The 25629-nt window shown below is 70.2% G+C and carries 25 protein-coding genes, 1 tRNA gene and 1 pseudogene; 18 read left to right on the forward strand and 9 right to left on the reverse strand.

All coding sequences use genetic code 11. The features are described from left to right. The first annotated feature begins 6 nt into the window (after positions 1-6). The 6 genes from ACZ68L_RS02855 (at position 7) to ACZ68L_RS02880 (ending at position 5886) form a co-directional block, all read left to right on the forward strand. Positions 7-1293 (forward strand): MFS transporter, encoded by a 1287-nt coding sequence (locus tag ACZ68L_RS02855; protein WP_469573654.1) that lies wholly within the window; start codon positions 7-9, stop codon positions 1291-1293. Further along, entirely contained in the window at positions 1290-3614 is a 2325-nt protein-coding gene (locus ACZ68L_RS02860) for a molybdopterin oxidoreductase family protein (RefSeq protein WP_469573656.1), read from the forward strand. Before ACZ68L_RS02855 ends, ACZ68L_RS02860 begins: the two co-directional genes overlap by 4 nt. Positions 3615-3621: 7 nt before the next feature. Then, the gene (locus ACZ68L_RS02865; RefSeq protein ID WP_469573657.1) at positions 3622-4224 is read left to right on the forward strand and encodes a 4Fe-4S dicluster domain-containing protein; all 603 of its coding nucleotides are present in this window, start codon (positions 3622-3624) and stop codon (positions 4222-4224) included. Beyond that, positions 4221-4970: a Rieske (2Fe-2S) protein gene (locus ACZ68L_RS02870; protein ID WP_469573658.1), complete on the forward strand. Its 750-nt coding sequence runs from the start codon at positions 4221-4223 to the stop codon at positions 4968-4970. The genes ACZ68L_RS02865 and ACZ68L_RS02870 overlap by 4 nt, the downstream gene beginning before the upstream one ends. A gap of 298 nt (positions 4971-5268) precedes the next feature. Next, on the forward strand, positions 5269-5655 hold the full coding sequence (locus ACZ68L_RS02875) for a hypothetical protein (RefSeq protein WP_469573659.1): 387 nt from the start codon (positions 5269-5271) through the stop codon (positions 5653-5655). Between the two features lie 21 nt (positions 5656-5676). Further along, complete coding sequence (locus ACZ68L_RS02880) at positions 5677-5886, forward strand: hypothetical protein (RefSeq protein WP_469573660.1); 210 nt, start codon at positions 5677-5679, stop codon at positions 5884-5886. 176 nt (positions 5887-6062) lie between these two features. Here the strand turns inward: ACZ68L_RS02880 and ACZ68L_RS02885 are convergent, their stop codons facing one another. The 5 genes from ACZ68L_RS02885 to ACZ68L_RS02905 all read right to left on the reverse strand — a co-directional run bounded on the left by ACZ68L_RS02885 (position 6063) and on the right by ACZ68L_RS02905 (position 11821). Then, complete coding sequence (locus tag ACZ68L_RS02885; protein ID WP_469573662.1) at positions 6063-6647, reverse strand: hypothetical protein; 585 nt, start codon at positions 6645-6647, stop codon at positions 6063-6065. A 460-nt stretch (positions 6648-7107) separates the two neighbouring features. Continuing rightward, entirely contained in the window at positions 7108-7941 is an 834-nt protein-coding gene (locus ACZ68L_RS02890; protein WP_469573663.1) for an S-methyl-5'-thioadenosine phosphorylase, read from the reverse strand. Between the two features lie 144 nt (positions 7942-8085). Continuing rightward, positions 8086-8436: an FmdB family zinc ribbon protein gene (locus tag ACZ68L_RS02895; protein ID WP_469573666.1), complete on the reverse strand. Its 351-nt coding sequence runs from the start codon at positions 8434-8436 to the stop codon at positions 8086-8088. Between the two features lie 66 nt (positions 8437-8502). After that, a complete protein-coding gene (locus tag ACZ68L_RS02900) occupies positions 8503-9786 on the reverse strand; it encodes an MFS transporter (RefSeq protein ID WP_469573667.1) in 1284 nt (427 codons plus the stop codon). A 496-nt stretch (positions 9787-10282) separates the two neighbouring features. Continuing rightward, complete coding sequence (locus tag ACZ68L_RS02905) at positions 10283-11821, reverse strand: potassium/proton antiporter (RefSeq protein ID WP_469573995.1); 1539 nt, start codon at positions 11819-11821, stop codon at positions 10283-10285. Positions 11822-12109: 288 nt separating this feature from the next. Here ACZ68L_RS02905 and ACZ68L_RS02910 point away from each other — a divergent pair, with 288 nt between their 5' ends. Next, complete coding sequence (locus ACZ68L_RS02910) at positions 12110-14860, forward strand: penicillin acylase family protein (RefSeq protein WP_469573669.1); 2751 nt, start codon at positions 12110-12112, stop codon at positions 14858-14860. Here ACZ68L_RS02910 and ACZ68L_RS02915 read toward each other — a convergent pair. Then, positions 14850-15437, reverse strand: coding sequence for a 5-formyltetrahydrofolate cyclo-ligase (locus ACZ68L_RS02915; RefSeq protein ID WP_469573671.1), 588 nt, complete (start codon positions 15435-15437; stop codon positions 14850-14852). The two genes, ACZ68L_RS02910 and ACZ68L_RS02915, sit on opposite strands and share 11 nt — an antisense overlap. A gap of 106 nt (positions 15438-15543) precedes the next feature. Here ACZ68L_RS02915 and galU point away from each other — a divergent pair, with 106 nt between their 5' ends. The 7 genes from galU to ACZ68L_RS02950 all read left to right on the forward strand — a co-directional run bounded on the left by galU (position 15544) and on the right by ACZ68L_RS02950 (position 21050). After that, a complete protein-coding gene (galU, locus tag ACZ68L_RS02920) occupies positions 15544-16446 on the forward strand; it encodes a UTP--glucose-1-phosphate uridylyltransferase GalU (RefSeq protein WP_469573673.1) in 903 nt (300 codons plus the stop codon). Continuing rightward, positions 16427-17764 carry a molybdotransferase-like divisome protein Glp gene (gene glp, locus ACZ68L_RS02925; RefSeq protein ID WP_469573675.1) on the forward strand — a complete coding sequence of 446 codons (1338 nt, stop codon included), beginning with the start codon at positions 16427-16429 and terminating at the stop codon, positions 17762-17764. Before galU ends, glp begins: the two co-directional genes overlap by 20 nt. Before the next feature lie 124 nt (positions 17765-17888). Next, positions 17889-18389 carry a cyclic pyranopterin monophosphate synthase MoaC gene (gene moaC, locus ACZ68L_RS02930; RefSeq protein ID WP_469573676.1) on the forward strand — a complete coding sequence of 167 codons (501 nt, stop codon included), beginning with the start codon at positions 17889-17891 and terminating at the stop codon, positions 18387-18389. After that, on the forward strand, positions 18386-18967 hold the full coding sequence (locus ACZ68L_RS02935) for a MogA/MoaB family molybdenum cofactor biosynthesis protein (protein WP_469573678.1): 582 nt from the start codon (positions 18386-18388) through the stop codon (positions 18965-18967). Before moaC ends, ACZ68L_RS02935 begins: the two co-directional genes overlap by 4 nt. Further along, the gene (locus ACZ68L_RS02940) at positions 18964-19596 is read left to right on the forward strand and encodes a GNAT family N-acetyltransferase (protein WP_469573997.1); all 633 of its coding nucleotides are present in this window, start codon (positions 18964-18966) and stop codon (positions 19594-19596) included. Before ACZ68L_RS02935 ends, ACZ68L_RS02940 begins: the two co-directional genes overlap by 4 nt. 158 nt (positions 19597-19754) lie before the next feature. Beyond that, positions 19755-20879, forward strand: coding sequence for a divisome protein SepX/GlpR (gene sepX, locus ACZ68L_RS02945; protein WP_469573680.1), 1125 nt, complete (start codon positions 19755-19757; stop codon positions 20877-20879). Between the two features lie 97 nt (positions 20880-20976). After that, positions 20977-21050 (forward strand) — tRNA-Ala (locus ACZ68L_RS02950). 103 nt (positions 21051-21153) lie between these two features. Here the strand turns inward: ACZ68L_RS02950 and ACZ68L_RS02955 are convergent. Then, a complete protein-coding gene (locus tag ACZ68L_RS02955) occupies positions 21154-21426 on the reverse strand; it encodes a hypothetical protein (protein ID WP_469573681.1) in 273 nt (90 codons plus the stop codon). Positions 21427-21655: 229 nt separating this feature from the next. Between ACZ68L_RS02955 and ACZ68L_RS02960 the strand changes: the two genes are divergently transcribed. The 3 genes and pseudogenes from ACZ68L_RS02960 to ACZ68L_RS02970 all read left to right on the forward strand — a co-directional run. Further along, entirely contained in the window at positions 21656-22252 is a 597-nt protein-coding gene (locus tag ACZ68L_RS02960; protein ID WP_469573682.1) for an ArsR/SmtB family transcription factor, read from the forward strand. Positions 22253-22439: 187 nt separating this feature from the next. Further along, the gene (locus ACZ68L_RS02965) at positions 22440-23237 is read left to right on the forward strand and encodes an SAM-dependent methyltransferase (protein WP_469573684.1); all 798 of its coding nucleotides are present in this window, start codon (positions 22440-22442) and stop codon (positions 23235-23237) included. Between the two features lie 31 nt (positions 23238-23268). Beyond that, positions 23269-23395 (forward strand): annotated as a pseudogene (locus tag ACZ68L_RS02970) (serine hydrolase domain-containing protein); the annotation flags it as partial. 14 nt (positions 23396-23409) lie between these two features. On the opposite strand, the gene ACZ68L_RS02975 reads toward ACZ68L_RS02970, so the two are convergent. Next, a complete protein-coding gene (locus ACZ68L_RS02975) occupies positions 23410-23889 on the reverse strand; it encodes a GNAT family N-acetyltransferase (protein WP_469573686.1) in 480 nt (159 codons plus the stop codon). A 50-nt stretch (positions 23890-23939) separates the two neighbouring features. Here ACZ68L_RS02975 and ACZ68L_RS02980 point away from each other — a divergent pair, with 50 nt between their 5' ends. Beyond that, positions 23940-24755, forward strand: coding sequence for an exodeoxyribonuclease III (locus ACZ68L_RS02980; RefSeq protein WP_469573688.1), 816 nt, complete (start codon positions 23940-23942; stop codon positions 24753-24755). A gap of 87 nt (positions 24756-24842) precedes the next feature. Here ACZ68L_RS02980 and ACZ68L_RS02985 read toward each other — a convergent pair whose 3' ends face one another. Then, the gene (locus ACZ68L_RS02985) at positions 24843-25493 is read right to left on the reverse strand and encodes a MerR family transcriptional regulator (protein ID WP_469573998.1); all 651 of its coding nucleotides are present in this window, start codon (positions 25491-25493) and stop codon (positions 24843-24845) included. Positions 25494-25629: the final 136 nt, after the last annotated feature.

The raw sequence follows: 25629 nt of genomic DNA on the forward strand, positions 1-25629 counted from the left end.
GACGGAGTGACCGAGCCACCAGAAGCCTCCGCCGCAGCCGCGCAGCCCGCCCCCGGCGCGCGCATCCCCGGAGGGCCCGGCACCCAGTCCACCGGGACCGGACCCGGACCCGGTCGCACCGGGCCGGGCGGACCCCCGTCCTCCGGACCCGGGCTCGGTCGCACCGGGCCGGGCGGCCCGCCGTCCTCCGATCCGCCGTCCTCCGGACCCCCGTCCTCCGACCCCCGGCCCATCGGCCCCTGGCCCTCCGACTCCCGGCCCGTCCGGTCCCGGTCCGTCACCGTTCGCGCGACTGCGGCCGGCGTCCTCGTCTCCGCCCTGCTGATCCTCGCGATCGTGTTCGGCAGCCGGCTTCTGGAGAACTTCGACTCCGCCCTCCTCCCGTACGCCGTCGCCACCGTCTTCCTCGCCTTCGGCGTCGCCTACCGCTACACCGTCTGGGTCTCCGCGCCCGGCGCCCGGCGCCTGTTCACGCAGGGATGGCGGAGCTTCTTCTCCGTGGCCAACTTCCGCAAGGCCCCCACCGCCCTGCCCCGGATGATCGCCACGTATATGGGCTTCCAGAAATTCCTCGGCGCCCGCTCGCACGCCCGCTGGGCAGCCCACCAGCTGATCTTCTGGGGCTGTGTCCTGGCCTCCCTGATCACCTTCCCGCTGACCTGGGGCTGGTTCACCTTCACCTCCGGTTCCGGCTCGGGCCCCGGTTACGAGATGCGCGTCTGGGGCTTCAAGATCATCGGTTTCGACTCCCTGGACATCCTGGGCTGGCTGATGTTCCACGGCCTGGACATCGCCGCCGTACTCGTCATCCCCGGCGCCGCGTATTTCCTCTGGCGGCGGATGAAGGACCGCGGTGCCATCACCGGCCAGCGCTTCGCCTACGACCTGGTGCCGCTGATCGCCCTGATCGTCATCTCCGTGACCGGGCTGCTCCTCACCTTCTCGTCGATCTTCCTGCACGGCGGCGGATACGAATTCCTGGCGATCCTCCACATGGTGGCGGTGGTCTTCACCCTCATCTACATCCCCTTCGGGAAGTTCTTCCACATCGTCCAGCGCCCGGCCGCGGTCGGCATGCAGTTGTTCAAATACACCGCCCGGCAGGACCAGAAGGTTTTCAGCTGCCGCCGCTGCGAGGAGCCCGTCGACACCGCGCCGTATGTCGAGAACCTCCGCGGCACCATGCGCGATCTCAGCCTCGACTTCGACGAGTGGGCCGAATACTGCCCGCGCTGCAAGCGGGTGCTGCGCGGCAGCGCCTATCTCTCCCAGGTGAAGAAGGGCTTCCAGTGACGCCGGATCCGCGACCAGCCGACCCCCGTACGGTCCTCCCGCTCGACCCCTCGCTCGCACCGCCCGGCACCCGGGCCTTCCGGGACGCGGGCGGCATCCCCGCCGACCGGTGGCACGCCGACCAGAACGGCGAGACGCTCGTCCCCACCCACTGTTGCTTCTGCGGTGTCCAGTGCGGGATGTATCTGCGCGTCGACCGCGGCGGCAAGGTCTTCGGCGTCGAACCCCGGAACCACGACATCAACCGGATGCGGTTGTGCCCCAAGGGAATCAACGCGTATCAGCAGGTCAACCACCCCGACCGGCTCACCGCACCGCTGATGCGCCGCTCCCGTGACGAGGACTTCCGGGAGGTCTCCTGGGACGAGGCACTCGACTTCACCGCCTCCGAGATCAAGCGCATCCAGCAGAACCACGGGAACGACGCCTTCGGGCTCCTCGGCGGCGCCAGCCTCTTCACCGAAAAGACCTATCTGGTCGGTAAATTCGCCCGGGTCGCGCTCAAGTCCCGGCATGTCGACTACAACGGCCGGCTCTGCATGGTCAGCGCCGCGGGCGCCAACAAACTCGCCTTCGGCATCGACCGGGCGGGCAATCCCTTCTCCGACATCCTGCTCACCGACTGTCTGCTGATCGCCGGCTCCAACGTCGGTGAGTGCTTCCCCGTGATGACCCAGTACGTGTGGGGGGCCCGGGACCGCGGCGCGAGCCTGATCGTCGTCGACCCGCGGGAGACCGCGATCGCCCGCACCGCCGACATCCATGTCGCCCTCAAGCCCGGCACCGACTCGGCCTTCTTCAACGCCGTACTGAACGTGGTCATCGAGGAGGGCCTGACCGACGAGGCCTATCTCGCAGCCCACACCACCGGCTGGGAGGCGGTGAAGGCCAAGGCCGGTGAGTACCCGCCGTCCCGGGCGGCCGAGATCTGCGGCGTCCCCGCCCAGCAGATCGTCCAGGTGGCCCGCGCCTTCGCCCGCGCCCCCAAGGCCATGGCCTGGCACGCCCGCGGCATCGAACACCACTCGCAGGGCGTCGAGAACTGCCTCAGTGTGATCAATCTCTGCGCCGCCACGGGCCACATCGGCAAGCCCGGTGCCGGATACGGCACCCTCACCGGCCAGGGCAACGGGCAGGGCGGCCGCGAGCACGGCCAGAAGTCCGACCTCCTTCCCGGCGGCCGTTCGATCACGAACGAGGAGCACCGCAGACAGATCTGCGAGATCTGGGGCATCGAGGAGTCCGAACTCCCGCCCGCCGGTACCTCGATGATGGAAATGGTCTGGCAGATGCGGCGCCGCGAGATCCGCGGACTGATCGGCATCTGCAACAACCCCTTCGTCTCCCTCCCCAACTACGAGGTGGTCAAGGAGGGGTACGACGCCACAGAGTTCCACGCCCAATTCGACTTCTTCCTTTCCGAGACCGCCGCCAACGCACATGTCGTCCTCCCCGTCACCACCTGGGCCGAGGACGAAGGAGTGATGGCCAACGCCGAGGCCCGGGTGGTCAAGCACAACAAGGCCCAGGACCCTCCTCCCGGGGTACGCACCGACACCTGGGTGATGTGCGAACTCGCCAAGCGCCTCGGCGCGGGAGACAAATTCGCCTTCGCCGACTCCCGCGAGGTCTTCGACGAGTTGCGGACCGCCTCCGCCGGCACGGTCAACGACTATTACGGCATCACCTACGAACGGCTGGAGGAGACCGGCGGGATCGCCTGGCCCTGCCCGTCCACCGACCACCCCGGCACCCCCCGGCTCTTCGAGGACGGGAAGACCTACCACCCCGACGGCAAGATCCATCTGCAGGTCGTCGAGTGGCACCCGCCGATGGATCCGTACGACGACGAGCACCCCATGTCGCTCACCACCGGACGCACCGTCGCCCACTTCCTCTCCGGCAACCAGACCCGCCGTCTGGGCGCCCTCGTCGAACAGACCCCGCGCCCCTGGGCCGAGCTCCACCCCGCCCACGGCTTCCGCAACGGCGAACCGGTCCGTGTCGTCACCCGGCGCGGCAGCGAGGTCTTCCCCGCCCTGGTCACCGAGGCGATCCGCCCCGACACCATCTTCATCCCGTACCACTGGCCCGTCCCCACCTCGGCCAACGCCCTCACCATCGACGCCCTCGACCCCCGCTCCAAGATCCCCGAGTACAAGGTGTGCGCCTGCCGTATCGAGCACGCCGAGAAGATCGACGAAGTCCCCGCACCCCCTGTCGCACCCGGCCACGTCGCCTACCCGGAGACCCAGGTCTCCCGTACCGATCCGCTGCCGCCCACGTCCCCACAGGGCCGTGGCACCTCGGAAAGGGGCTGATCCCCGCATGATGGGCAGAACGATCTTCATCGATCCGGGACGCTGCATCGGCTGCCAGGCCTGTGTATCCGCCTGCCGGGAATGCGACTCGCACCGCGGCACGTCGATGATTCACCTCGACTACACCGACGAGGGCCGCTCCGTCGCCTCCCTTCCCACGGTCTGCATGCACTGCGAGGACCCGGTCGCCCCGTGTGCCGAGGTCTGCCCCGCCGACGCGATCCTGGTGACCGCCGACGGTGTGGTGCAGCAGGCCGACACCACCCGCTGCATCGGCTGCGCCAACTGTGTCAATGCCTGCCCCTTCGGTGTTCCGAAGATCGATCTGCGGGCGAAGCTGCAGATGAAATGCAACCTCTGCTACGACCGCACCGCGTACGGCCTCGCCCCCATGTGCGCGACCGTCTGCCCGACGGGTGCGCTGTTCTACGGGACCGCCGAGGAGCTGCAGGCCGAGCGTCCCGGCGTCCAGGTCGCAGACTCCTTCGTCTTCGGCCGGAGCGAGGTCCGCACCGGCGTCGCCATGGTCGTTCCCGCCGACAAGGTCCGGTGGCCGGTCCCCGGCGGACTTCCCGTCGTCGAGATCAACGGGAAGGACGTCCGCCCGTGACCGTCACCGGCCAACCGCACTCCGGCGATCCGCGCGATGCCCTGCACGACCGGATCGCCGCCGACTCCCTCACCACCCGGCGCGACTACCTCCGGATCGTCACGACCGTCTCCGGCGGGCTCGCCGTCGGCAGTCTCGGCGTGGCCGGCGGAATCCTTCCGCGACACGGCGAACCCGACGACGGCAAGACTCCCCGTCCGAAGAAGATCAGCACTCAGCTTCTGCCCGGTGAGTCCCTCGCCTTCCGCTACCCGGACGAAGACGACCGGGCGGTCGCCGTCCGGCTTGACGACGGCACCCTCGTCGGTTACTCCGCGATCTGCACCCATCTCGCCTGTGCCGTGCTCTGGCGCAAGGACCGCGGCTCGGAAGGCGAGTTGTACTGCCCCTGCCACGAGGGCGTCTTCGACGCCCGCACCGGCGAGGTCACCGCCGGGCCGCCACCCCGGGCACTGCCCAAGGTGGTGCTCACCGAGCAGGCCGACGGCAGCGTTTGGGCGGTCGGCACGACCCGCTCGGGCGAGAGCATCGAACACGGCCTGTGCCGCCGGCTCGACGTCGACCGCCCGGACCTCGCGTCCCGCATCGGCTGTCCCGCGGTCAAGGGCGGGGGCGCGGAGGCCCCCGAGGCCGACGCACCCGGTGCGGCCATGGCACCGGGGGTGGCCGCTGGGCCAGGGCCGGCCGCTGGGCCAGAGGTGGCCACCGGGTCGGGGACGGCGACGGCTCCGGGGCGTCGGCCATGACGCCGGGATGGGGCAGGGCGCCGGGTTCGGTTGGGGCGCCGGGTTCGGTCGAGGCGCGGGGTTCGGTTGGGGCGCCGGGTTCGGCCATGACGCGGGGATCGGTCAGGGCGCCGGGTTCGGCCATGACGCCCGGGGCAGGCGGACCATTTGCCGGAGGGGGCCGACCGGTCGGCGGGGCCGAGGCCCCCTTGAGAACCGCCGTGACCGGTGCAGCCGAGGTGGCCCGGGCCGCGCGCCCGCGAGGCAGGACGTCCCGTACCCAGGCTGTCGTCGAGACCGAGCCCCATGGCAGGCACACATGACCGAGGCCCAGCAGCACCGGAGCCAGGAGCCCCCGGACCGCCCGGAGTACCACCCGGGCAGTGCCCGCCCCGAGCTCAATCGCCCCCTCCACGAGCGGTATCCGCAGATCCGCCCCACCAGCGGCTACGGCGACCCCCGGGTCCGGCACACCGGTCCCGGCCCGGGTGCGGGAACCGATCAGGAACCGGAACGCTCCTCGAAACTGACGGCCCGGCTGGCCCTGGCCATGACCGTCGTCATCGGACAGCTCTGGGGCCTGACCGTCGTCATCGACGCGTGGATGGAGGGAAACACCGGCACGGCCTGGTGGGGCGCGGCCTTCCTCTGTCTGTCGTTCCTCGTGGTCCTCGGGCTGTGGCTGCTCGACCCGAAGGATCGCTGACCGCCGCCGTACTCTGGATGTATGAGCACCGCCCCCGCCCCCGGCCCGCGCGATTCGAAGCCCACCCAGCCGGTACAGCCGAAACCCAGACCGGCTCTGATCTTCGACGATCCGCTGGACCAGCAGTCCGCGGACGATACGGACCGAGGGTGGGGCGAGCGGGCCCCGGCCGGTGGCAGCGCCGCCGATCTGGCGCGTTTCCTCGACGAGAAGCCGCCCCACCACATCTGAGCCCCCGCTCCGTGGTGGTCCGACGACGCTGCTGCCGGCTTTCTTGCCACGCGTCCCGCTACTGGTCGTGACCTCGGCCGGGGTCGTCGCTGCGGTTCCCGCCCGCCGAGCCGCTGCCGCGCTGCGAGACGAGTCCGCGCCTTTGATTTCATTGTTTGACTGCTCATCAGCGCGCGTCAGCACAGAGTCACCGCCAGCCTGGCCGAAATACCCGCACCGGCCAGCGACGCGGCCACGGCCCGGGGGACCGACAGCACAATCAGCGCTCCGTCTTCCGCAGGACCTTCGGCCGGAGGTTGTGGGACGTCGGCCACCCGCGCGCCCTTCGCCAGCACCCGGACATCGGTTCCGGTCGGCTCGGCAGCGATCACGTCGACCCGGTCTCCAGGCCGTAGCAGCCGCACCGTCGCGGCATCCGCGATCCGGACCGGTGCGGACGCCAGCGGAGCCGACCGCCGCGCCTGCTCCGGAGCCGTCCGCGCCGTGCCGCCTTGCCTCATCCGTGCCTCTTGCGTGGTGTCGCCGCCCGCGCCACCACCGCCCAGCCCCGTCGCAGCGAGTGCGGCAGTTGTCAGGGCCAGCCCGGCGGCCACGGCGCGGCGCTGTCGCCACAGTGCACGCCGCAGCCGGTGCCCACCACCTCCGCGTACCCGCAACGGCTCGAACACGGGCACACCACACGGTGGGGGAGCCGACGCCGGTGGTCCCGGAGCTGTCGGGCGTACCGCCTCTGCACTCGCAGCGGGATGTTCAGGGCGCACGGACGCGCACGACGGGGGCGATGAGAACGGCGATGGCGAGAACGGCTGAGAGGTCTGAGGCGGCGGGGAGAGCAGGGACGGCGGCGAGACCGGCTGAGAGGACTGAGGCGGCGGGGACGGCGGGGAGTGCGAGAACGGCGGGGACGACTGAGACAACAGGGACGACTGAGACAACGGGCGTGACTGAGACGACGGAGACATGGCCAACACCACCTGCCGTGAGGAGATTTGGGCGAACACCCCTCACGATCCACCGTCCGCGAGATCCCCGCCGAAGCCTGTGGACGCCCCGGGCGTTGTGGACAACTCCGTCACCCACTCACGCCGCAACGGTCACCCGCTGCCCGGTACCCGCAACCGCCCCCCGTTTCCCGCTTCCCCCGCCCCACTCCGCTCCATCCCGCACCGCCCCGCTCCATCCACCGCCCCGCTCAGCCCCACGGCCGTCCCCAGCACCTCGTCAAGGAAGCTCGATCCCCGTGTTCAGCCCGTCCAGCGCGTGGGAGCACGGGCAGTCTCGGTCGGCCACCGCCGGCAGCGCGGCCACCACGTCGAAGAGCACCGCGCGCAGTCGGTCCACATTGGCCGCGAACACCTTCAGCACATCCCCGTGGGAGACGCCCTCTCCAGCCTCCGCCCCGGCGTCCAGGTCCGTCACCAACGTCATCGTCGTGTAGCAGAGGCCCAGTTCGCGGGCGAGGATTGCCTCCGGATGCCCGGTCATCCCGACCACCGACCAGCCCATCGCCGCATGCCAGCGCGATTCCGCCCGGGTCGAGAAGCGCGGCCCCTCGACGACCACCAGCGTTCCGCCGTCCACCGGCTCCCAGCGCTTCGCGCGAGCCGCCGCCAGCGCGGCCCGGCGCCCCTCGGGGCAGTAGGGATCGGCGAAGCCCAGATGCAGGACGTTCGGCTCCGCTCCGTCGGTCCGGGTCTCCCCGTCGTAGTACGTCTGCGTCCTGACCTTGGTGCGGTCCACCATCTGGTCGGGCACGAGCAGCGTGCCGGGCCCGTACTCCGGGCGCAGGCCGCCCACCGCGCACGGGCCGAGCACCTGACGCACACCGACGGAGCGCAGTGCCCACATGTTGGCCCGGTAGTTGATGCGGTGCGGCGGCAGATGGTGGCCGCGTCCGTGGCGGGGCAGGAAGGCAACCCGTCGGCCGCCCACCTCGCCGAGGAAGAGGGAGTCGCTCGGCCGTCCGTACGGGGTGTCCACACGCACCTCCGTGACGTCCTCCAGGAAGGAGTACAGGCCCGAGCCGCCGATGACACCGATCTCTGCGTTCACCATGCGATCACACTAAGGGCTGTCCCGTAACCCCTGACGCCGCGCGCTGATCCACCGCGGATGACGGGACAGCCCTCAGCGGCGCGGGAAAACGCCAGGGACCCCGCCGAACGGATCGGCGGGGTCCCCGGGAACGTGCGGTTCGGCTCAGGCGGCCGACGTACCACTCGTCGAGGACGACGAGGAGGACGAAGAAGACGCGGAGACCGAGGAGGAAGCGGGCGACTTCGAGTCTGACCCGGTCGACGACGACGATGAATCGGACGAAGCGGAACCGGATGCCTTCGCCGAGGACGCCGCGGCAGTGCTGCTCGACGAGGAGCCACGGCTGTCGTTCCGGTAGAAACCGGAGCCCTTGAAGACGATGCCGACCGCCGAGAACACCTTCTTCAGGCGTCCTTCGCAGCTCGGGCACACGGTCAGGGCATCATCGGTGAACTTCTGCACCGCCTCAAGGCCCTCGCCACATTCGGTGCACTGGTACTGATAGGTCGGCACTTGCTCCTCCTGGCACTCTCACTCAATGAGTGCTAACGACGCTCCATACTGACGTATTCCGCGGGATCAGTCCACCGTGACCGGCTCCCGGTGACCGACACCACGTGCCACGGTCCGCGGCGAGGCGGCGGGCACGAGCCTCGAACGCAGTGCCAGCAGCGTGGCCAGCGCCAGTACGGTCCCCACCAGCGGCACCACGAAACCGGTGCTCGCGCCATGGGCGTCGGCGAGTCGCCCGGCGACCGTCACCGCGCCCGCCTGGCCCAGAGCGACCGAACCGGTCAGCCAGGTGAACGCCTCGGTCCGGGCGGACTCCGGCACCAGCGCCTCGACCAGCGTGTAGCCGCTGATCAGGGCCGGGGCGATGGAGAGCCCGACCAGCAGTCCGAGCCCGGCCAGCAGGGGCAGGGAGTGCACCGCCCACAGTCCGGACGCGGTCAGGGTCAGCGCCGCGTACCCGACGATCAGCCGCCGTCGCGGCCCGCTCTTCCAGGCGATGGCGCCGCAGGCGATCCCGGCCAGCATGTTGCCTGCCGCGAAGACCCCGTACAGCAGACCGTTCGCGCCGGGCCGGCCGACCTCCTCGGCGAAGGCGGTCAGCGAGACCTGCATGCCGCCGAAGACCGCGCCGATCCCCAGGAAGGTCACCGCGAGCACCCGGACACCCGGTACGGACAGCGCGGACGCATGCCGCCGGGAGGTGCTGGTCGCGGGAGCGCTCACCGCGGGCTGGGTGCGGCGCTGCGCGGCGAAGAACAGGCCGCCGACCAGGGTGAGGCCGGCCTCCGTGATCAGGCCGGCCGCCGGGTGCACGCCGGTGCACAGCGCGGTGGCGAGCACCGGGCCGATGACGAAGGTGAACTCGTCCGTCACCGACTCGAAGGCGGCCGCGGTGGGCATCAGCGGGGAGGCCGCACGCCCCGGTGCCGCGCCCAGCACCGCTGCCCAGCGGGCCCGGACCATCGGCCCGACCTGCGGAATGGACGCGCCGGTCGGCACGGCCGCCACGAACAGGGCCCACAGGGGCGCGTCCGCCAGCGCCAGCGCCGTCAGCGCCGACACGGACACCGCGTGCACCAGGACACCGGGCAGCAGTACGGCGCGCTGGCCGAAACGGTCGGCGAGCTTTCCGGTCTGCGGTGCGAACAAGGCCATGGAGACACCGGTCACGGCGGCGACGGAGCCCGCGCTGCCGTACGAGCCGGTGGTGTGCTGGACCAGGAGCACGATGCCGATCGTCAGCATCGCGAAGGGCTGCCGTGCGGCGAAGCCCGGCAGGAGAAACGTCCACGCACCAGGGGTGCGCAGCAACTGCCCGTATCCGGGGCGGTCGGAGACCGTGGACGCCACGGTCCATGCCTTTCTGCCGCCTGGTGGCCGAGCTCCCGCTCTGCCGGCACAGGTGGTGCGGGCTCGTACGGGTGCTGCCGAGAGCTGTCCTCTGCGCGGGACTGCGGTAGATGCCGGGCGCTCAGCAGGGGCGGAGGACGCCACGACCGCCATACGGTCGCGCCAGCTCTGCGTCAGGCAGAGTTGGTCGTTCAGGTTGGTCGTTCAGGTTGGTCGTTCAGGTTGGCCGATCGGGCCGTCCGACCCCTACCAGGGGTCGATCAGATGTCCTTCATGATACAGGCAAATACCCTTGCGGGCCTCTGATTGTGTGCAGGGACCCGGTTCCAGCCTCGGATAAAAACGCACAGCCCCTTCCGTTCCTTCCGTTCCTGCCATCCCAGCGGCCTCAACAGCCCCCGTGGCCTCGGCAGTCCCGGCAGTCCCCTCTGTCCCGACGGTCGTGGGCCGCCGAGACGGAGGGGGCTTCAGGGCCGCCTCGATGGCCTCGACGACCTCAGTGACGGGTTTTCGGTCCGTCCGCCTTCCCCATTCTCTTCACGGATTTCAGCGCGTGCGCCACGTCATGGGCCACATCGGCCCCGGCGAGGCTCTCGCCACCGCTGCCGGTGGTGCCCAGCCAGCCCGCGAGCTTGCCGCCCTCGCCGACCGCGCGCAGTCGTTCCTCCGCCGAGTCGCGCACCGGGTCGGTGGTGACCACGAGCAGTTCGTCACCGCGCCGCAGCACGGTCGACGGCGCCGGTACGAAGCTCTTCTCGTCCCGTACGACCAGGGTGACCGCGGCCCCGGCGGGCAGCCGCAGCTCCCCGACCTCCACGCCGTGCATCTTCGACCTGCCGGGGATCGCCACCGACAGCAGATGGCCGCGCAGCCGTTCCAGGGGTGCCGACTCGATGCCCAGGTCGGTGGCCTCGGCCGGATCGTCGGCGATCTTCAGGACCTTCGCCATCCAGGGCAGGGTCGGGCCCTGGATGAGGGTGTAGACGACGACGAGCACGAAGACGATGTTGAAGATCCGGGTGGAGCCCTCGACTCCGGACACCATCGGGATGGTCGCCAGGATGATGGGTACGGCGCCGCGCAGCCCGGCCCAGGACATGAACGCCTTCTCCTGCCAGGGCAGCCGGAACGGCGCCAGCGAGATGAAGACCTCCAGTGGACGTGCCACCACGGTCAGCACCAGCCCGACGATGACCGCGGGCCAGAAGTCGTCGTACAGATCGTGCGGGGTGACCAGGAGGCCGAGCAGCACGAACATGCCGATCTGGGCCAGCCAGCCGAGCCCGTCGGCGAAGCCGCGGGTGGCGGGCCAGTGCGGCAGCTTGGCGTTGCCGAGGATCATCGCGGCCAGATAGACGGCGAGGAAGCCACTGCCGTGGACGAGGGCGCCCGCCGCGTACGCGGACACCGCGATCGCCATCACCGCGATCGGGTACAGGCCGGACGCGGGCAGCGCCACGTGCCGCAGTCCGAACGCGCCGAGCCAGCCGACGGCGAGACCCATGGCCGCACCGATCGCGAGTTCCAGGGCTATCTCCCCGACCAGCACGTACCAGCTGTCCACCGGTCCCGCGGTCGAGAAGGCCACCACCAGGATCACCACGGGGGCGTCGTTGAAGCCGGACTCGGCCTCCAGTACGCCGGTGACCCGGGCGGGCAGCGGCACCTTGCGCAGCACGGAGAAGACCGCGGCGGCGTCCGTCGACGAGACGACCGCGCCGATGATCAGAGACTGGCGCCAATCCAGGCCGACCAGGTAGTGCGCCCCGGCCGCGGTGACACCGACGCTCACCGCGACGCCGACGATCGAGAGCACCGCGGCAGCCGGCAGTGCCGGTTTGATCTCTTTCCACTTCGTGCCCAGGCCGCCCTCGGCGAGGATCACGACCAGCGCGGCATAGCCGATCACCTGGGTCAGTTCGGCGTTGTTGAACTTGACGTCGAAGAGGCCGTCCTGCCCCATGACGATCCCGATGCCGAGATACAGGAGCAGGCTGGGGAGCCCGCTGCGGGACGAGACGCGCACTGCCGCCACCGCGACGAGCAGGACGAGTGAGCAGACGAGCAGGAGTTCGTTGAGCACGTGGACAGTCAGTGGCCGTTCCTTCCCTGCGTACGCCTGCCGAATCGACCCTCGGCATCGGCCATGGGTGGCCGGTACTTCGTTACCTTACCTAATCTTTAACGTTTTCTTGACGTGCTCGATCATTCGTACGACCGCTTCGAAATTCGAACCATCTCGATGCCGCGTCAGAGCCGCGTCGGCGCTGCGCCTATGGTTGCTCCTGCACTCCCAGGACCACCTGCCCCTCGAAGGACAGCGATGCCCGCCAACACAACCGCCTCTTCCGGCACCACCGGTTCCACCGGTGGGAAGACCGGCAGGAAGAAGGGGCGACGTGCCCGCCTGATCGTGATCGTCCTGGTGCTGGCGCTTGTCGCGGGTATCGGTTACGGCGCGTTCTGGTCCGTATCAACCGTGCGGGCCTCGTACCCGCAGACGACCGGGTCGATCAAGATCGACGGCCTCGACGGCAACGTCGACGTCAAACGTGACAGCTACGGGATCCCGCAGCTGTACGCGGACACCGACGCCGACCTCTTCCGCGCCCAGGGCTTCGTGCAGGCGCAGGACCGCTTCTGGGAGATGGACGTCCGCCGTCACATGACGGCGGGCCGCCTCTCCGAGATGTTCGGTTCCGGGCAGGTCGACACGGACTCCTTCCTGCGCACGCTCGGCTGGCGCAAGGTCGCGCAGGAGGAGTACGACAACGTCCTGTCCGCGGACACCAAGAAGAACCTCCAGGCGTACGCGGACGGCGTGAACGCCTACCTCAAGGGGCGCGACGGCAAGGACATCTCCGTCGAGTACGCCGCCCTCGGTCTCACCAACGACTACAAGCCGGCCGAGTGGACCCCGGTCGACTCGGTCGCCTGGCTCAAGGCCATGGCCTGGGACCTGCGCGGCAACATGCAGGACGAGATCGACCGCTCGCTGATGACCAGCAGGCTCGACGCGAAGAAGATCGAGGACCTCTACCCGCCCTACCCGTACAAGAAGCACAAGCCGATCGTCGAGGGGGGCGCGATCTCCTCGGTCACCGGGAAGTTCGACCCGGACGCGACGCCGTCGACGGGCCTCGGCCAGAACACGGCCCAGGGCGCCACCGAGGGCGTGAGCACCCAGCTCGCCTCGCTCTCCGACACCCTCGACAAGATCCCGGCGCTGCTCGGCCCGAACGGCAACGGCATCGGGTCCAACTCCTGGGTGGTCGCGGGCCAGTACACGACGACCGGCAAGCCGCTGCTCGCCAACGACCCGCACCTGGCGCCCCAGCTGCCCTCGCTCTGGTACCAGATGGGGCTGCACTGCCGCGAGATCTCGGCGAAGTGCCAGTACGACACCGCCGGCTACACCTTCTCCGGCATGCCCGGCGTGATAATCGGCCACAACCAGGACATCGCCTGGGGCTTCACCAACCTCGGCGCGGATGTCACCGACCTCTTCCTGGAGAAGGTCTCCGGCGACGGCTACCTGTACGACGGCAAGATCAAGCCCTTCACCACCCGCGAGGAGACCATCAAGGTCGCGGGCGGCAAGAGCAGGCAGATCACCGTCCGCGAGACCAACAACGGTCCGCTGGTCTCCGACCGCAGCAGCGAACTGGAGACGGTCGGCCAGAAGGCCCCCGTCGGCAACTCGGCTCCGGACCGGGCCGACGGGTACGCGGTCGCCCTGAAGTGGACCGCGCTGGAACCCGGCAAGTCGATGGACGCAGTCTTCGAGCTCAACCGGGCCAAGGACTTCAAGAGCTTCCGGGCGGCGGCCGAGCACTTCGAGGTTCCCTCGCAGAACCTGATCTACGCCGACACCAAGAACAACATCGGCTACCAGGCCCCCGGCAAGATCCCGGTCCGCCTCCAGGGCGACGGCACGATGCCCAGCCCCGGCTGGTCCTCGGAGTACGGCTGGAAGAAGGACCCGATCCCGTTCGAAGAGCTGCCCTACGAGTACAACCCGAAGAGCGGCTACATCGTCACCGCCAACCAGCCCGTCGTCGACGAGAAGAAGTATCCCTACCTGCTCACCAAGGACTGGGGCTACGGCACCCGCAGCCAGCGGATCAACGACCTCATCCAGTCGAAGATCAAGGGCGGCGGGAAGATCTCGACCGAAGACATGCAGAAGATGCAGATGGACAACACCAGTGAGATCGCCGCGCTGCTGGTGCCCGAGCTGATGAAGATCAACATCTCGGACAAGAGCGTCCGCGAGGCGCAGAAGCTCCTGGAGGGCTGGGACTACACCCAGGAGTCCGACTCGGCCGCGGCCGCGTACTTCAACGCGGTCTGGCGCAACATCCTCAAGCTGGCCTTCGGCGACAAGCTGCCCAAGGAGCTGCGGGTCAAGGGCGAGTGCCTCAATGTGACCCGCGCCGACAGTTCGGGCCCGGTCGACGAGCAGGGCAAGCTGGTGCGCGAGTGCGGCCGGCGCGACGCGGACACGGCGCAGCCGGACGGCGGTGACCGCTGGTACCAGGTGGTCGCCAACCTGATGGACGACCCGAACAGCGACTGGTGGAAGTCGCCGAGGAGCGGCCGGGACGCGGCGACCGAGAACCGCGACCAGCTCTTCGCCCGCGCCATGGCGGACGCCCGCTGGGAGCTGACCGCCAAGCTCGGCAAGGACATCACCACCTGGAGCTGGGGCCGGCTGCACCAGCTGACCCTGAAGAACCAGACGCTCGGCACGGAGGGCCCCGGTGTGCTCCAGCGGGTCCTCAACCGCGGACCGTGGAACATCGGCGGCGGCGAGGCCGCGGTGAACGCCACCGGCTGGAACGCGGCCGGCGGCTACGACGTCGTCTGGGTTCCGTCGATGCGCATGGTGGTCAACGTGGGGGACTGGGACAAGTCCCGCTGGATCAACCTCACCGGCGCCTCCGGGCACGCGTTCGCGGCGCACTACACCGATCAGACCGACAAGTGGGTCAAGGGCGAACTGCTCGACTGGTCCTTCGGGACGAACGCCGTCATGAAGTCGACGACCGACACCCTGACCCTCAAACCGTAGGGCCCGTCCGGCGGGTCATGGCCGGAGTCACCACCGCGTCCACGGGGTGGTCGTGCGGTTCCTCAGGGACCCGCGCGACCACCTCGTTGTCGTACAGCAGGACGATCAGCGCGGGATGCGCCCCCGCCGCGGCGAGCCGGGCCAGCACCCGGTCGTAGCTGCCGCCGCCGCGGCCGAGCCGCATCCCGCGGGCGTCCACCGCGAGGCCCGGCAGCAGGACCACGTCGGCCTCCAGGACCGCGTCCGGGCCGAGCCGCTCCCCGTCCGGCTCCAGCAGCCCGCGGCCGGCCGGGACCAGACGGCCGGCTCCTTCGTACGGCGCCCAGTCCAGGTCGTTGTCCGGGAGGAGCACCGGCAGCAGCACCCGCACGCCCCGCGCGCGGAGCACGTCCAGCAGGGCGCGAGTGCCCGGCTCGCTCCCCACCGAGACGTACGCGGCGACGGTGCGGGCCCCGGACAACTCCGGAAGACCCAATGCGACCCGGGACAGAACCACCCCGGCGTTTTCCACGTCTTCCCTGCTGAGAAGGCGCCGTGCGGCCAGCAGTTCACGCCTGAGAAGCGCCTTTTGGGACATGTCGGTGTTCAACGATCACCCATGAATCTCTCGTATGTGCAGATAGGTGTACAAAATTAACCGGAGCCTCATCTTCCGCCCATAGGCACCAGTTATCGTTCTTCGCATGACTCAGTCGCACACCAGGATCAGCAAGGCTGTCATTCCGGCCGCAGGGCTCGGTACCCGCTTCCTGCCCGCCACCAAAGCCACTCCCAAGGAGATGCTGCCTGTCGTCGACAAGCCGGCGATCCAGTACGTCGTCGAGGAAGCGGTGGCCGCCGGTCTCTCCGACGTACTGATGATCACCGGTCGCAACAAGCGCCCTCTTGAGGACCACTTCGACCGCAATTACGAGTTGGAGTCCGCGCTCACCCGCAAGGGAGACGCCGAACGGCTCCAGAAGGTCCAGGAGTCGAGCGACCTGGCCACCATGCACTACGTCCGGCAGGGCGATCCGCGCGGCCTCGGCCACGCCGTGCTGTGCGCCGCACCGCACGTCGGCGAGCAGCCGTTCGCGGTCCTTCTCGGTGACGACCTGATCGACCCGCGCGATCCTCTGCTGGCCCGCATGGTCGAGATCCAGGAGCGCGAGGGCGGCAGCGTCGTCGCCCTGATGGAGGTCGCGCCCGAGCAGATCCACATGTACGGCTGCGCGGCCGTCGAGCCCACCGCCGCGGGCGATGTGGTGCGCGTCACCGGCCTGGTCGAGAAGCCGGAGACGACCGAGGCGCCCAGCAACCTCGCCATCATCGGCCGCTATGTCCTGGACCCCGCCGTCTTCGACATACTGCGCAAGACCGAGCCGGGCCGCGGCGGCGAGATCCAGCTCACCGACGCCCTGCAGCTCCTCGCCGAGGACGAGAAGATCGGCGGCCCCGTGCACGGTGTCGTCTTCAAGGGGCGCCGCTATGACACCGGTGACCGGAGCGACTACCTCCGTGCCATTGTCAGACTCGCGTGCGAACGTGAAGACCTGGGCCCGGACTTCAGGGCCTGGCTCCGCAGTTATGTCACCGAGGAGATGTAGCACTTTGAGCAGCAGCACGATCTGGTCGGTGGACGAGCACCTGGAAGACATTCTCGGCGCGGTGCGACCGCTCGAACCCATCGAGCTGCAACTGCACGACGCCCAGGGCTGCGTCCTCGTCGAGGACGTCATCGTGGAGATCGCCGTGCCGCCCTTCGACAACAGCTCGATGGACGGGTACGCGGTCCGGGTCGCCGATGTCGAGGGCGCCGACGAGGAGTTCCCCGCCGTGCTCACCGTCATCGGTGACGTCGCGGCGGGCAGTGACGGGCTGCCCGGCGACCGGAGCGTCGGACCGGGCGAGGCCGCCCGCATCATGACCGGCGCCCCGCTGCCGGCCGGTGCCGAGGCCGTGATCCCGGTCGAGTGGACCGACGGCGGTACGGGCGGCGGCCCCGCCGACACCATGCGCGCCCACCGCGACGCCCCCGAGGGCGCGGGCGGCGAGGTCCGCGTCCACCGCCCCGTCGAGGCAGGCGCCCATGTCAGGGCGCGCGGCAGCGACGTCAGGCCGGGCGATCTGGCCCTGAGCGCCGGATCGGTGGTCGGCCCGCCGCAGATCGGGCTGCTCGCCGCGATCGGCCGCTCCACGGTGAAGGTGCGGCCCCGGCCGCGGGTCGTGGTCATCTCGACCGGCAGCGAACTGGTGCAGCCGGGCGAGGAGCTGACCGGCGGCCAGATCTACGACTCGAACAGCTTCGCCCTGACGGCCGCCGCCCGGGACGCCGGAGCGATCGCCTACCGGGTCGGAGCCGTCACGGACGACGCCGATACGCTCCGCGCCACGATCGAGGACCAGTTGATCCGGGCCGACATCGTCGTCACGACCGGCGGGGTCAGCGTCGGGGCGTACGACGTCGTCAAGGAAGCCCTGTCGTCGCTGGGCGACGAGGACGAGCCCGGCGGCGGCATCGATTTCCGCAAGCTCGCCATGCAGCCGGGCAAGCCGCAGGGCTTCGGCTCGATCGGCCCCGAACACACGCCGCTGCTCGCGCTGCCGGGCAATCCCGTCTCCAGTTACGTCTCCTTCGAGCTGTTCGTACGGCCCGCGATCCGCGCCCTGATGGGGCTTCAGGACGTGAACCGTCCCACCGCCAGGGCCATGCTGAACACCGACAAGGCGTTGTCCTCACCGGCCGGCCGACGGCAGTTCCTGCGGGGCACGTACGACGCGGAGGCCGGCACCGTCACCCCTGTCGGCGGCTCCGGATCGCATCTGATCGCGGCTCTCGCCCAGGCCGACGCGCTGATCGTGCTGCCCGAGGACGTCACCTCCGCCGAGCCCGGCACGGACACCGAGGTGATCCTGCTCCGCTGATCCCCGGGCGGTGGCGGTACGGTATCTGCCGCTGTGCCTTCCCGGGGACTCCCCCGGGGCCCCGGGCCCGCACCCCGGTGCGGGCCGAGCGGGCAACCGGCGCCCTACCGCGAGGCGGAGTGAGTTGAGTACGCAGAACAGGCTGACGCACATCGACGAGGCGGGCGCGGCCCGCATGGTCGACGTCTCGGAGAAGGACGTCACCGCGCGGGTGGCCCGCGCCAGCGGCCGGGTCCTCGTCTCGCCGCGTGTCGTCGAACTGCTCCGCGGCGAAGGAGTCCCCAAGGGCGACGCTCTCGCCACCGCCCGTATCGCCGGGATCATGGGGGCCAAGCGCACCCCCGACCTGATCCCGCTCTGCCACCCGCTCGCCGTCTCCGGCGTCAAGGTCGACCTGAGCGTCGCCGACGACGCGGTGGAGATCCTGGCCACGGTGAAGACCACGGACCGCACCGGCGTCGAGATGGAGGCCCTGACGGCGGTCTCGGTCGCCGCGCTCACCGTGATCGACATGATCAAGGCGGTCGACAAGTCGGCGGTCATCACGGACGTACGCGTCGAGGCGAAGTCGGGCGGCAAGTCCGGCGACTACCGGCGCACCGCACCGGACGGAGCGGACGCGTGACGGCGCCCGGAACCGGGCAGGCCGGTGACGGCCGACCGGCCGGGGCTCCGCTCGGTGGCGCTCCGCTCGGTGGCGCTCCGACCACCCCGTACGCCGCCCTCGTCGTCACCGCGTCGAACCGGGCCTCCGCCGGGGTCTACGCGGACAAGGGCGGCCCCCTGATCTCCGAGGCGCTCACACAGCTCGGCTTCACCGTCGACGGGCCGCGGGTCGTGCCCGACGGCGACCCGGTCGAACAGGCGCTGCGCGAAGGGGTGGCCGCCGGGTACGACGTCATCGTCACCACCGGCGGCACGGGCATCTCGCCCACCGACCGCACCCCCGACGTCACCCGTCGCGTCCTCGACCACGAGATCCCCGGCATTCCCGAGGCGATCCGTGCCGAGGGTCGCGACAAGGTGCCCACCGCCGCGCTCTCCCGAGGCCTCGCGGGCGTCGCGGGCGGCACGCTCATCGTGAACCTGCCGGGCTCCACCGGCGGGGTGCGCGACGGCCTCGCCGTCCTCGCACGTCTCCTGACGCACGCCGTCGACCAACTGCGCGGCGGCGATCACCCACGACCCGGGAGCCCGAGCTGAACGTCCCGACCTGGCCGGTCGTCCTCAACGACGGCAAGGTCACTCTCCGTCCGGTGAAACTGCGCGACCAGAGCATGTGGCGCGAGGTCAACCGGCGTAACCGTGACTGGCTGCGCCCCTGGGAGGCGACCGTGCCGCCGCCCGCCCCGGGCGGTCCGGTGGCCCAGCGCCCCACTTACCGTCAGATGGTCCGTCATCTGCGCTCCGAGGCCAACGCGGGCCGGATGCTGCCCTTCGCCATCGAGTACGAGGGCCGTCTGGTCGGCCAGCTGACGGTGGCCGGGATCACCTGGGGCTCGATGTGCTCGGGTCACATCGGCTACTGGGTCGACCAGGAGGTGGCGGGCCGCGGGGTGATGCCGACCGCGGTCGCCCTCGCCGTCGACCATTGCTTCCGCAGGGTCGGACTGCACCGCATCGAGGTATGCATTCGGCCGGAGAACAGGCCCAGCAGACGGGTCGTCGAGAAACTGGGATTTCGTGAGGAGGGCCTGCGTCCGCGCTATCTCCACATCGACGGCGCCTGGCGGGACCATCTCATCTACGCGCTCACGGCGGAGGAAGTGCCCGACGGGCTGCTCCGGCGCTGGCACCAGGCACGACCCGGAACGCCACGGGAAATGAAATAAGTGTTCGATATTGATCGGCATATGGCCGCAAACGAACGCGCAAACTCGCACGGGCGATCTGAACAATCACAAAAAAAGTCCTTGAAATCAGCCGGATCGTGCGACACACCGGGCCAATTGGCGGATGCCTCCGTGCAAACCCCTCTACGGTGTGAGACGTGAGCAGCAGCGGCCTCATCTACGCAGTCATCGTCGGGGCCTGGGCCGCCTACTTGGTGCCGATGTGGCTCCGCAGGCAGGACGAGCTCAATGAAGCCCGCCCGACGGAACGCTTCAGCACCGCCATCCGGCTGCTGTCGGGACGGGCGGCCATGGAGCGCCGGTACGCCAAGGAGTTGCGCGGACGCAGCGCCGAGGAGGCGGAGCCCGACGCCGACCCGGACGTCGTCACGGACCGATTGGATACCGTGGACGTCCGGGCCTTCGCCGCGCCTCCGGCGCACACCGAAGCCCGGATGCACGACCCGGCGCACCCGCCCGAGCACTCGGACCGGGAACGCCCCGGGCCCGGTTCTTCGCGGCGCGCGCGCCCGCGCGCCGGTGCGGCGGACGCTGAGCGCGTCCGGCGCGCTCAGCGCCTGCAGGTCCTCGCGCGTCGGCGGCGCACCACCGTCGTCCTCTTCCTCGCCTTCACCCTCGGCGCGGTCGTCGCGGCGGTGGGCGGCCTCGGCTTCCTCTGGGCGCCCGCGGTTCCGGCGGTCCTGCTGAGCACGTACATCGTGCATCTGCGGTCCCAGGAGCGACGCCGGTTCGCCTTCACCATGGACCGGCGGCGGGCCGAGGTGGCGGCGCAGCATCTGCGCGAGAACCGCCCCCGCAGGCACCAGCCGGCCGCGGCGGCCCCCGCCGAGGCCGACGAGGAGCCCGAAGCGCGCCGCCCCGAGCCCGAGCCCGCACCCGCGGTCTCCCCGCAGGAGGCAGGCCGCCGCGCCTTGGTCGAGCAGACGGACCACGCGGAATGGGTCGACCAGCAGCGCGAACGCGGCCGGGTCCAGGGCGACAGCTGGGAGCCGGTCCCGGTCCCGCTGCCGACGTACGTGACCGCCCCGGTCGCCCCGCGTGTCACGGGCGGCGTCGAGGTGGGCAACCCGGAGACCTGGAGCGCGGCCCGCTCCAGCGCCGCCGAGCCCTCCCAGACGGGCACCTCGCACCCCGTGGCGCCCCCCGTCGACCCGGCGCCGCGCCAGCGCACCAACCAGTCCCGCCGCACCCGCGACCGCGGCCGGACCCCGCTCTTCGACCAGTACGAGGACGGGGAACGCCCCCGTGCCGCCAACGAGTGAGCCCCTTCGTGCCCCGCTGCGACGCCGACTCGGCTGACCAGCAAGGACCGGATTTCCGAGCACCCCAGTGGGGGTGCTAGAGTTTCACTCGTTGCAAGGGCCTGTGGCGCAGTCTGGTAGCGCACCTCGTTCGCATCGAGGGGGTCTGGGGTTCAAATCCCCACAGGTCCACCGCACACACAAGATCCCGTCCGATCGAAAGATCGGGCGGGATCTCGTCGTTCCGGGACTTCCTCCCGCACGGGTCCGTGCAGGGAAGGGGCCTCACGGGCCGTCAGCGGCGGCGGGCGACCCACAGCCAGGTGACGTCGATCATGGCGATGGCGCCCCAGATCCAGCAGACGGCGGCAATGCCGGGCGGCGCGAGTGCTGTTGCGAGGGCGCCGAGTGCGACCGTGCCCAGCACCAACCGGACGCCGCGCCCTGCGGTCAGGGAGGCGCGCAGCGGTCCGGGTTCGGCCAGCCGGTCGGACAGGTAGGCGTCGAAGGCCTCCGCGACCTGGTCGTCGATCTCGTCCCGCAGTCGGGCATCCAGGGAATCAGGCATGAGGGGCCGCCCAGGTCGCTCCCGTCGTCGGCCCGACGGTCGTTCCTGCCGTCACCCCGACGGTTGTTCCGGCTCCCGGCGACAGCCTTCCGGTCAGGTCTCTTCGCATCTCGCCCCCGCGATTCCCGGCGCCCGGCGGCGCCTCCCGGACCAACGTAGCGATTGCAGAGATATTCTGCAAACAGTCTCTGCAATGATTGCAGAGAATCTCTGCACTATGCTGGCGGGCATGGTCGAGCGTCCCGAGACGAGAGTGCTCACCGGTCCGGACCTCAAGGCCTTCTACAAGGCGCTGTCCAATCCGGTGCGCCGCGACATCCTGGGCTATCTCAGCGAACACGGCGAAGCGAACTCCACCGGCGTCGCCAAGGCCCTCGGTGAGTCCACCGGCACCACCAGCTATCACCTGCGCAAGCTCGCCGACCTCAAGCTGATCGAGGAGATCGAGGAGCGGTCCACCGGGCGGGAGCGCTGGTGGAAGTCGCTCATGACCAACATCTTCACGCCGCCCGGCCTGGAGATGACGGCGGACGAACGCGAGGCCGCCGTGAAGATCGGCGTGCTGAAGATGACCCATGACCTGAATCTGGTCGTGCGGGCGTACGCCGGGTACGACGCCTCGGCGGGCTGGAACCAGATCTACCGGGCCGGGCTGCGGATGACGAAGGAACAGGTCGCCTCGTTCACCGAGGAGTACCAGGCGCTGCTGCGCAAGTACGCGAGCGCGCCCGGTGAACACCCGCCGGGATCGCGCCAGATGGCCGTTCGCCTGGTGGTCCTGCCCGACGACGGGCGAGGTGCACCGCCCCCGGCCGACGGGCCGTGACGGCACGGACGCCGCACCCAAACGCGGTGTGTGCGGCCGCGGTTGCCCGGTGGCCGGTGCGGGGCGATGTCGGCGGGGCGGTCTACGCTGATGATGCTCGGCTGCTTCCGTGGGCCCTGCCGGGGGGTGTTCCCGCGACGGACCGAGTGGTTAGGTGCTCGTGACTTCCCGTACGGAGGAGCGTCCTGTGACGGCCGGAACACCCAAGCTCCAGATCGACACCAGCAAGCCCCACCCCGCGCGCGTCTATGACTGGCTCCTGGGCGGCAAGGACAACTATCCGGTCGACCAGCGGGTGGGGGAGACGCTGCCCGAGGAGGCGCGGGGCAACGCGGCGCGGAACCGGGCCTTCATGCACCGGGCCGCCGCGTGGCTGGCGCGGGGCGGGGTCGACCAGTTCCTCGACATCGGCACCGGCATCCCCACGGCACCCAATCTGCACCAGGTCGTCCAGGCCATCACCCCAGCCGCCCGGGTCGTCTACGCGGACAACGACCCGATCGTCCTGCGGCACGCGGAAGCGCTGCTGATCAGCAGCGCGGAGGGGGCCACCGACTACCTCCACACGGATGTGCGGGAGCCGCAGGCCATCCTCGAACGCGCGCGTGAGCTGCTGGACTTCAACCGGCCCATCGCGCTGTCGCTCATCGCGCTCATGCACTTCCTGCCCGACGACCAGGACCCGTACGGCATCACCCGCACCCTGGTCGACGCCCTGCCTGAAGGCAGCTTCCTGGTGCTCTCGCACGGCACGGCCGATCAGCATCCGGAGCTGCGGCAGAAGACCGAGACCGCGTACAAGAAGGGGGCGATCCCGCTGCGGATGCGGACCCGGAGCGAGGTCGAGCCCTTCTTCGAGGGCCTGGACCTCGTCGAACCGGGGCTGGTGTACGCCACCCAGTGGTACCGGGAGGAGCCGGCGCCCCTCGATGAACGCAGTGGCTTCTACGTGGGTGTCGGGCGGGTGCGCCGAGCCGGGGCGTGACGTCCGGGACCGATGAGTTCGGGGCGGTGCGGTCGACGCCCCTGACGGGCGGTGGAGCAGGGTGTCGGCTGTTCCGTCCGGGGCCGGCGGCCTGGTCCCGACTGTGGACGACTGGTACCCCTTCGCCCGGATGCTGCTCGCCGAGGGGAGGTCCGACGGGTGCCGGGCCCCGTCACCGCAGCGGCTTCGCGAAGCAGAGGCTGCTCTCGTAGGTGCGGTAGTGGCCGAACTTCTGGCACGGGGCGTAGCCGCTGGACTTGTACAGCGCGATGGCCTCGGGCTGTTTGTCCCCGGTCTCCAGCACCATGCGGGTCCGGCCCGCCGCCCGTGCGTCGGTCTCCAGAGCGGCCAGGATGCGGCGCGCCAGTCCGTTGCCGCGGCCCTCGGGAATCACGAACATCCGCTTGATCTCGGCGTCGCCGTCGGAGTATCCCTCGGCATTGCGTTCCTGGGAGCGCCAGCCACCGGTGGCGACCGGGCGTCCCTGCGCGTCGTAGGCGAGGAGGTACAGGCCGTACGGCGGGTCGAACATCGACGGGGCGAGTGGTGTGACATCGCCCTCGTCGCCGTAGCGCTCGGCGTATTCGAGCTGCACCTGGTCGTTGAGTTTGACGGCATCGGCGTGGTCGAAGGGCCGAGGGTGGATAATCATGCGATACATGGTACAGCTATGCAGATTGTCGGTCCCGGTATCGTGCCGTAATGCTCACTGTGACCAGCGTCAATGTAAACGGGCTCCGTGCCGCCGCCAAGAAGGGCTTCGTCGAGTGGCTGGCCGGGACCGAAGCCGATGTGATCTGCCTGCAGGAGGTGCGGGCCGAGCCGCAGCAGCTGCCCGCCGAGGTGCGTGAACCGGAGGGCTGGCACACCGTGCACGCACCGGCCGCCGCCAAGGGCCGGGCGGGTGTCTCCTTGTACACGCGGCGTGCGCCCGAGCGGGTGCAGATCGGGTTCGGCGGCTTCGGGGACGCCGGGAGCGAGGAGTTCGACGCGAGCGGGCGCTACGTCGAGGTCGACCTGCCCGGTGTCACGGTCGCGAGCCTGTATCTGCCCTCCGGCGAGGTCGGCACGGAGAAGCAGGAGGAGAAGGAACGGTTCATGGCCGCGTTCCTCCCGTATCTGCAGGGCCTCAGGAAGCGGGCCGCGGCCGACGGCCGTGAGGTGGTGGTCTGCGGCGACTGGAACATCGCCCACCGGGAGGCCGACCTGAAGAACTGGAAGGCCAACAAGAAGAGTTCCGGCTTCCTCCCCGAGGAGCGGGAGTGGCTGACCCGGGTCTTCGACGAGGCCGAGTACGTCGATGTCGTACGGGCGCTGCGTCCGGAGGAGGAGGGGCCGTACTCGTGGTGGTCCTACCGTGGGCGGGCCTTCGACAACGACGCGGGCTGGCGGATCGACTACCAGGTGGCGACGCCGGGGCTGGCCGCGCGTGCGGTGAAGGGCTGGGTCGAGCGGGCCGCGACGCACGGTGAGCGGTGGAGCGACCACGCGCCGGTGACGGTGGTCTACGAGCGGTAGACCCGCGGGTGTGCGGGGCGGGGCCGGGCTCCGGGGGTCGTCGACAGGGTGGGGTCGGGAGGCGGGGCGGGAGGCCAGGGGCCCGGGTCAGGACGCGCGTTCCCGCGACGGGCGGTCCGGGTCCTCGCGGTGCAGGCGCCGGTCCAGCGCCATGGAGAGCTCGGCGTCCACCACCGCGCGGGCCAGGGGGCGGAGCTGGGGCGGCTCGGTCTCGTCGCTGTGCGCCTGAAGGATGCCGACGAACAGCTCGGCGAGCGCGTCCGCGTGCTCGCGGACCAGGCGGCCGGCCGAGAGCACCGTGGCGAGCGATATCCCCTCCCGGACCAGTTCCGCCGACACCTCCAGCAGCCGGCGGCTGATGTGGACGATCTCGTCGCCGTCGGTGGCCAGGTAGCCCAGGTCCAGGGCGGCGGCCAGATTCTCCGGGGTGACCTCGCCCTCGAAGTAGTCCGCGAGCTGTTCGGGGGTCAGGCGCACCGGGATCTCCTCCGTCGGCTCGCCCAGGCCCAGCACTTCGGCGACATCGCGACCGCTCTCGAAGGTACGGGCGAGATCGGCGATGCCGGTGAGGGTGTGGCCGCGCTCCAGCAGGCCCGCGATGGTGCGCAGCCGGGCCAGGTGATGGTCGTCGTACCAGGCGATGCGCCCCTCGCGGCGAGGCGGTGAGATCAGCCCGCGCTCCCGGTAGAAGCGCACGGTCCGCACGGGGATGCCGGCCTCCTCGGCCAGCTCCTCCATCCGGTATTCACGGTGCTCGCGTCCGTCAGCCACACCCGCACCCTATGTTGTACCGCCGGTAACTTTCCCTTGCCGCCCCCTACCCATCGGTACGGAGCTGCTCTACTCTCCCAACAATGCCAGTGATTGCTGGCAG

This window comes from Streptomyces sp. NPDC104309, assembly GCF_055584025.1.

Excerpts from the sequence above, each read along its gene's own strand:
- ACZ68L_RS02865 (WP_469573657.1), top strand. The coding sequence starts at position 3,622 with ATGATGGGCAGAACGATCTTCATCGATCCGGGACGCTGCATCGGCTGC.
- ACZ68L_RS02875 (WP_469573659.1), top strand. The coding sequence starts at position 5,269 with ATGACCGAGGCCCAGCAGCACCGGAGCCAGGAGCCCCCGGACCGCCCG.
- ACZ68L_RS02880 (WP_469573660.1), top strand. The coding sequence starts at position 5,677 with ATGAGCACCGCCCCCGCCCCCGGCCCGCGCGATTCGAAGCCCACCCAG.
- ACZ68L_RS02890 (WP_469573663.1), bottom strand. The coding sequence starts at position 7,941 with ATGGTGAACGCAGAGATCGGTGTCATCGGCGGCTCGGGCCTGTACTCC.
- ACZ68L_RS02910 (WP_469573669.1), top strand. The coding sequence starts at position 12,110 with ATGCCCGCCAACACAACCGCCTCTTCCGGCACCACCGGTTCCACCGGT.
- ACZ68L_RS02915 (WP_469573671.1), bottom strand. The coding sequence starts at position 15,437 with ATGTCCCAAAAGGCGCTTCTCAGGCGTGAACTGCTGGCCGCACGGCGC.
- galU (WP_469573673.1), top strand. The coding sequence starts at position 15,544 with ATGACTCAGTCGCACACCAGGATCAGCAAGGCTGTCATTCCGGCCGCA.
- glp (WP_469573675.1), top strand. The coding sequence starts at position 16,427 with ATGTCACCGAGGAGATGTAGCACTTTGAGCAGCAGCACGATCTGGTCG.
- ACZ68L_RS02955 (WP_469573681.1), bottom strand. The coding sequence starts at position 21,426 with ATGCCTGATTCCCTGGATGCCCGACTGCGGGACGAGATCGACGACCAG.
- ACZ68L_RS02960 (WP_469573682.1), top strand. The coding sequence starts at position 21,656 with ATGGTCGAGCGTCCCGAGACGAGAGTGCTCACCGGTCCGGACCTCAAG.
- ACZ68L_RS02975 (WP_469573686.1), bottom strand. The coding sequence starts at position 23,889 with ATGATTATCCACCCTCGGCCCTTCGACCACGCCGATGCCGTCAAACTC.
- ACZ68L_RS02980 (WP_469573688.1), top strand. The coding sequence starts at position 23,940 with ATGCTCACTGTGACCAGCGTCAATGTAAACGGGCTCCGTGCCGCCGCC.
- ACZ68L_RS02985 (WP_469573998.1), bottom strand. The coding sequence starts at position 25,493 with ATGGAGGAGCTGGCCGAGGAGGCCGGCATCCCCGTGCGGACCGTGCGC.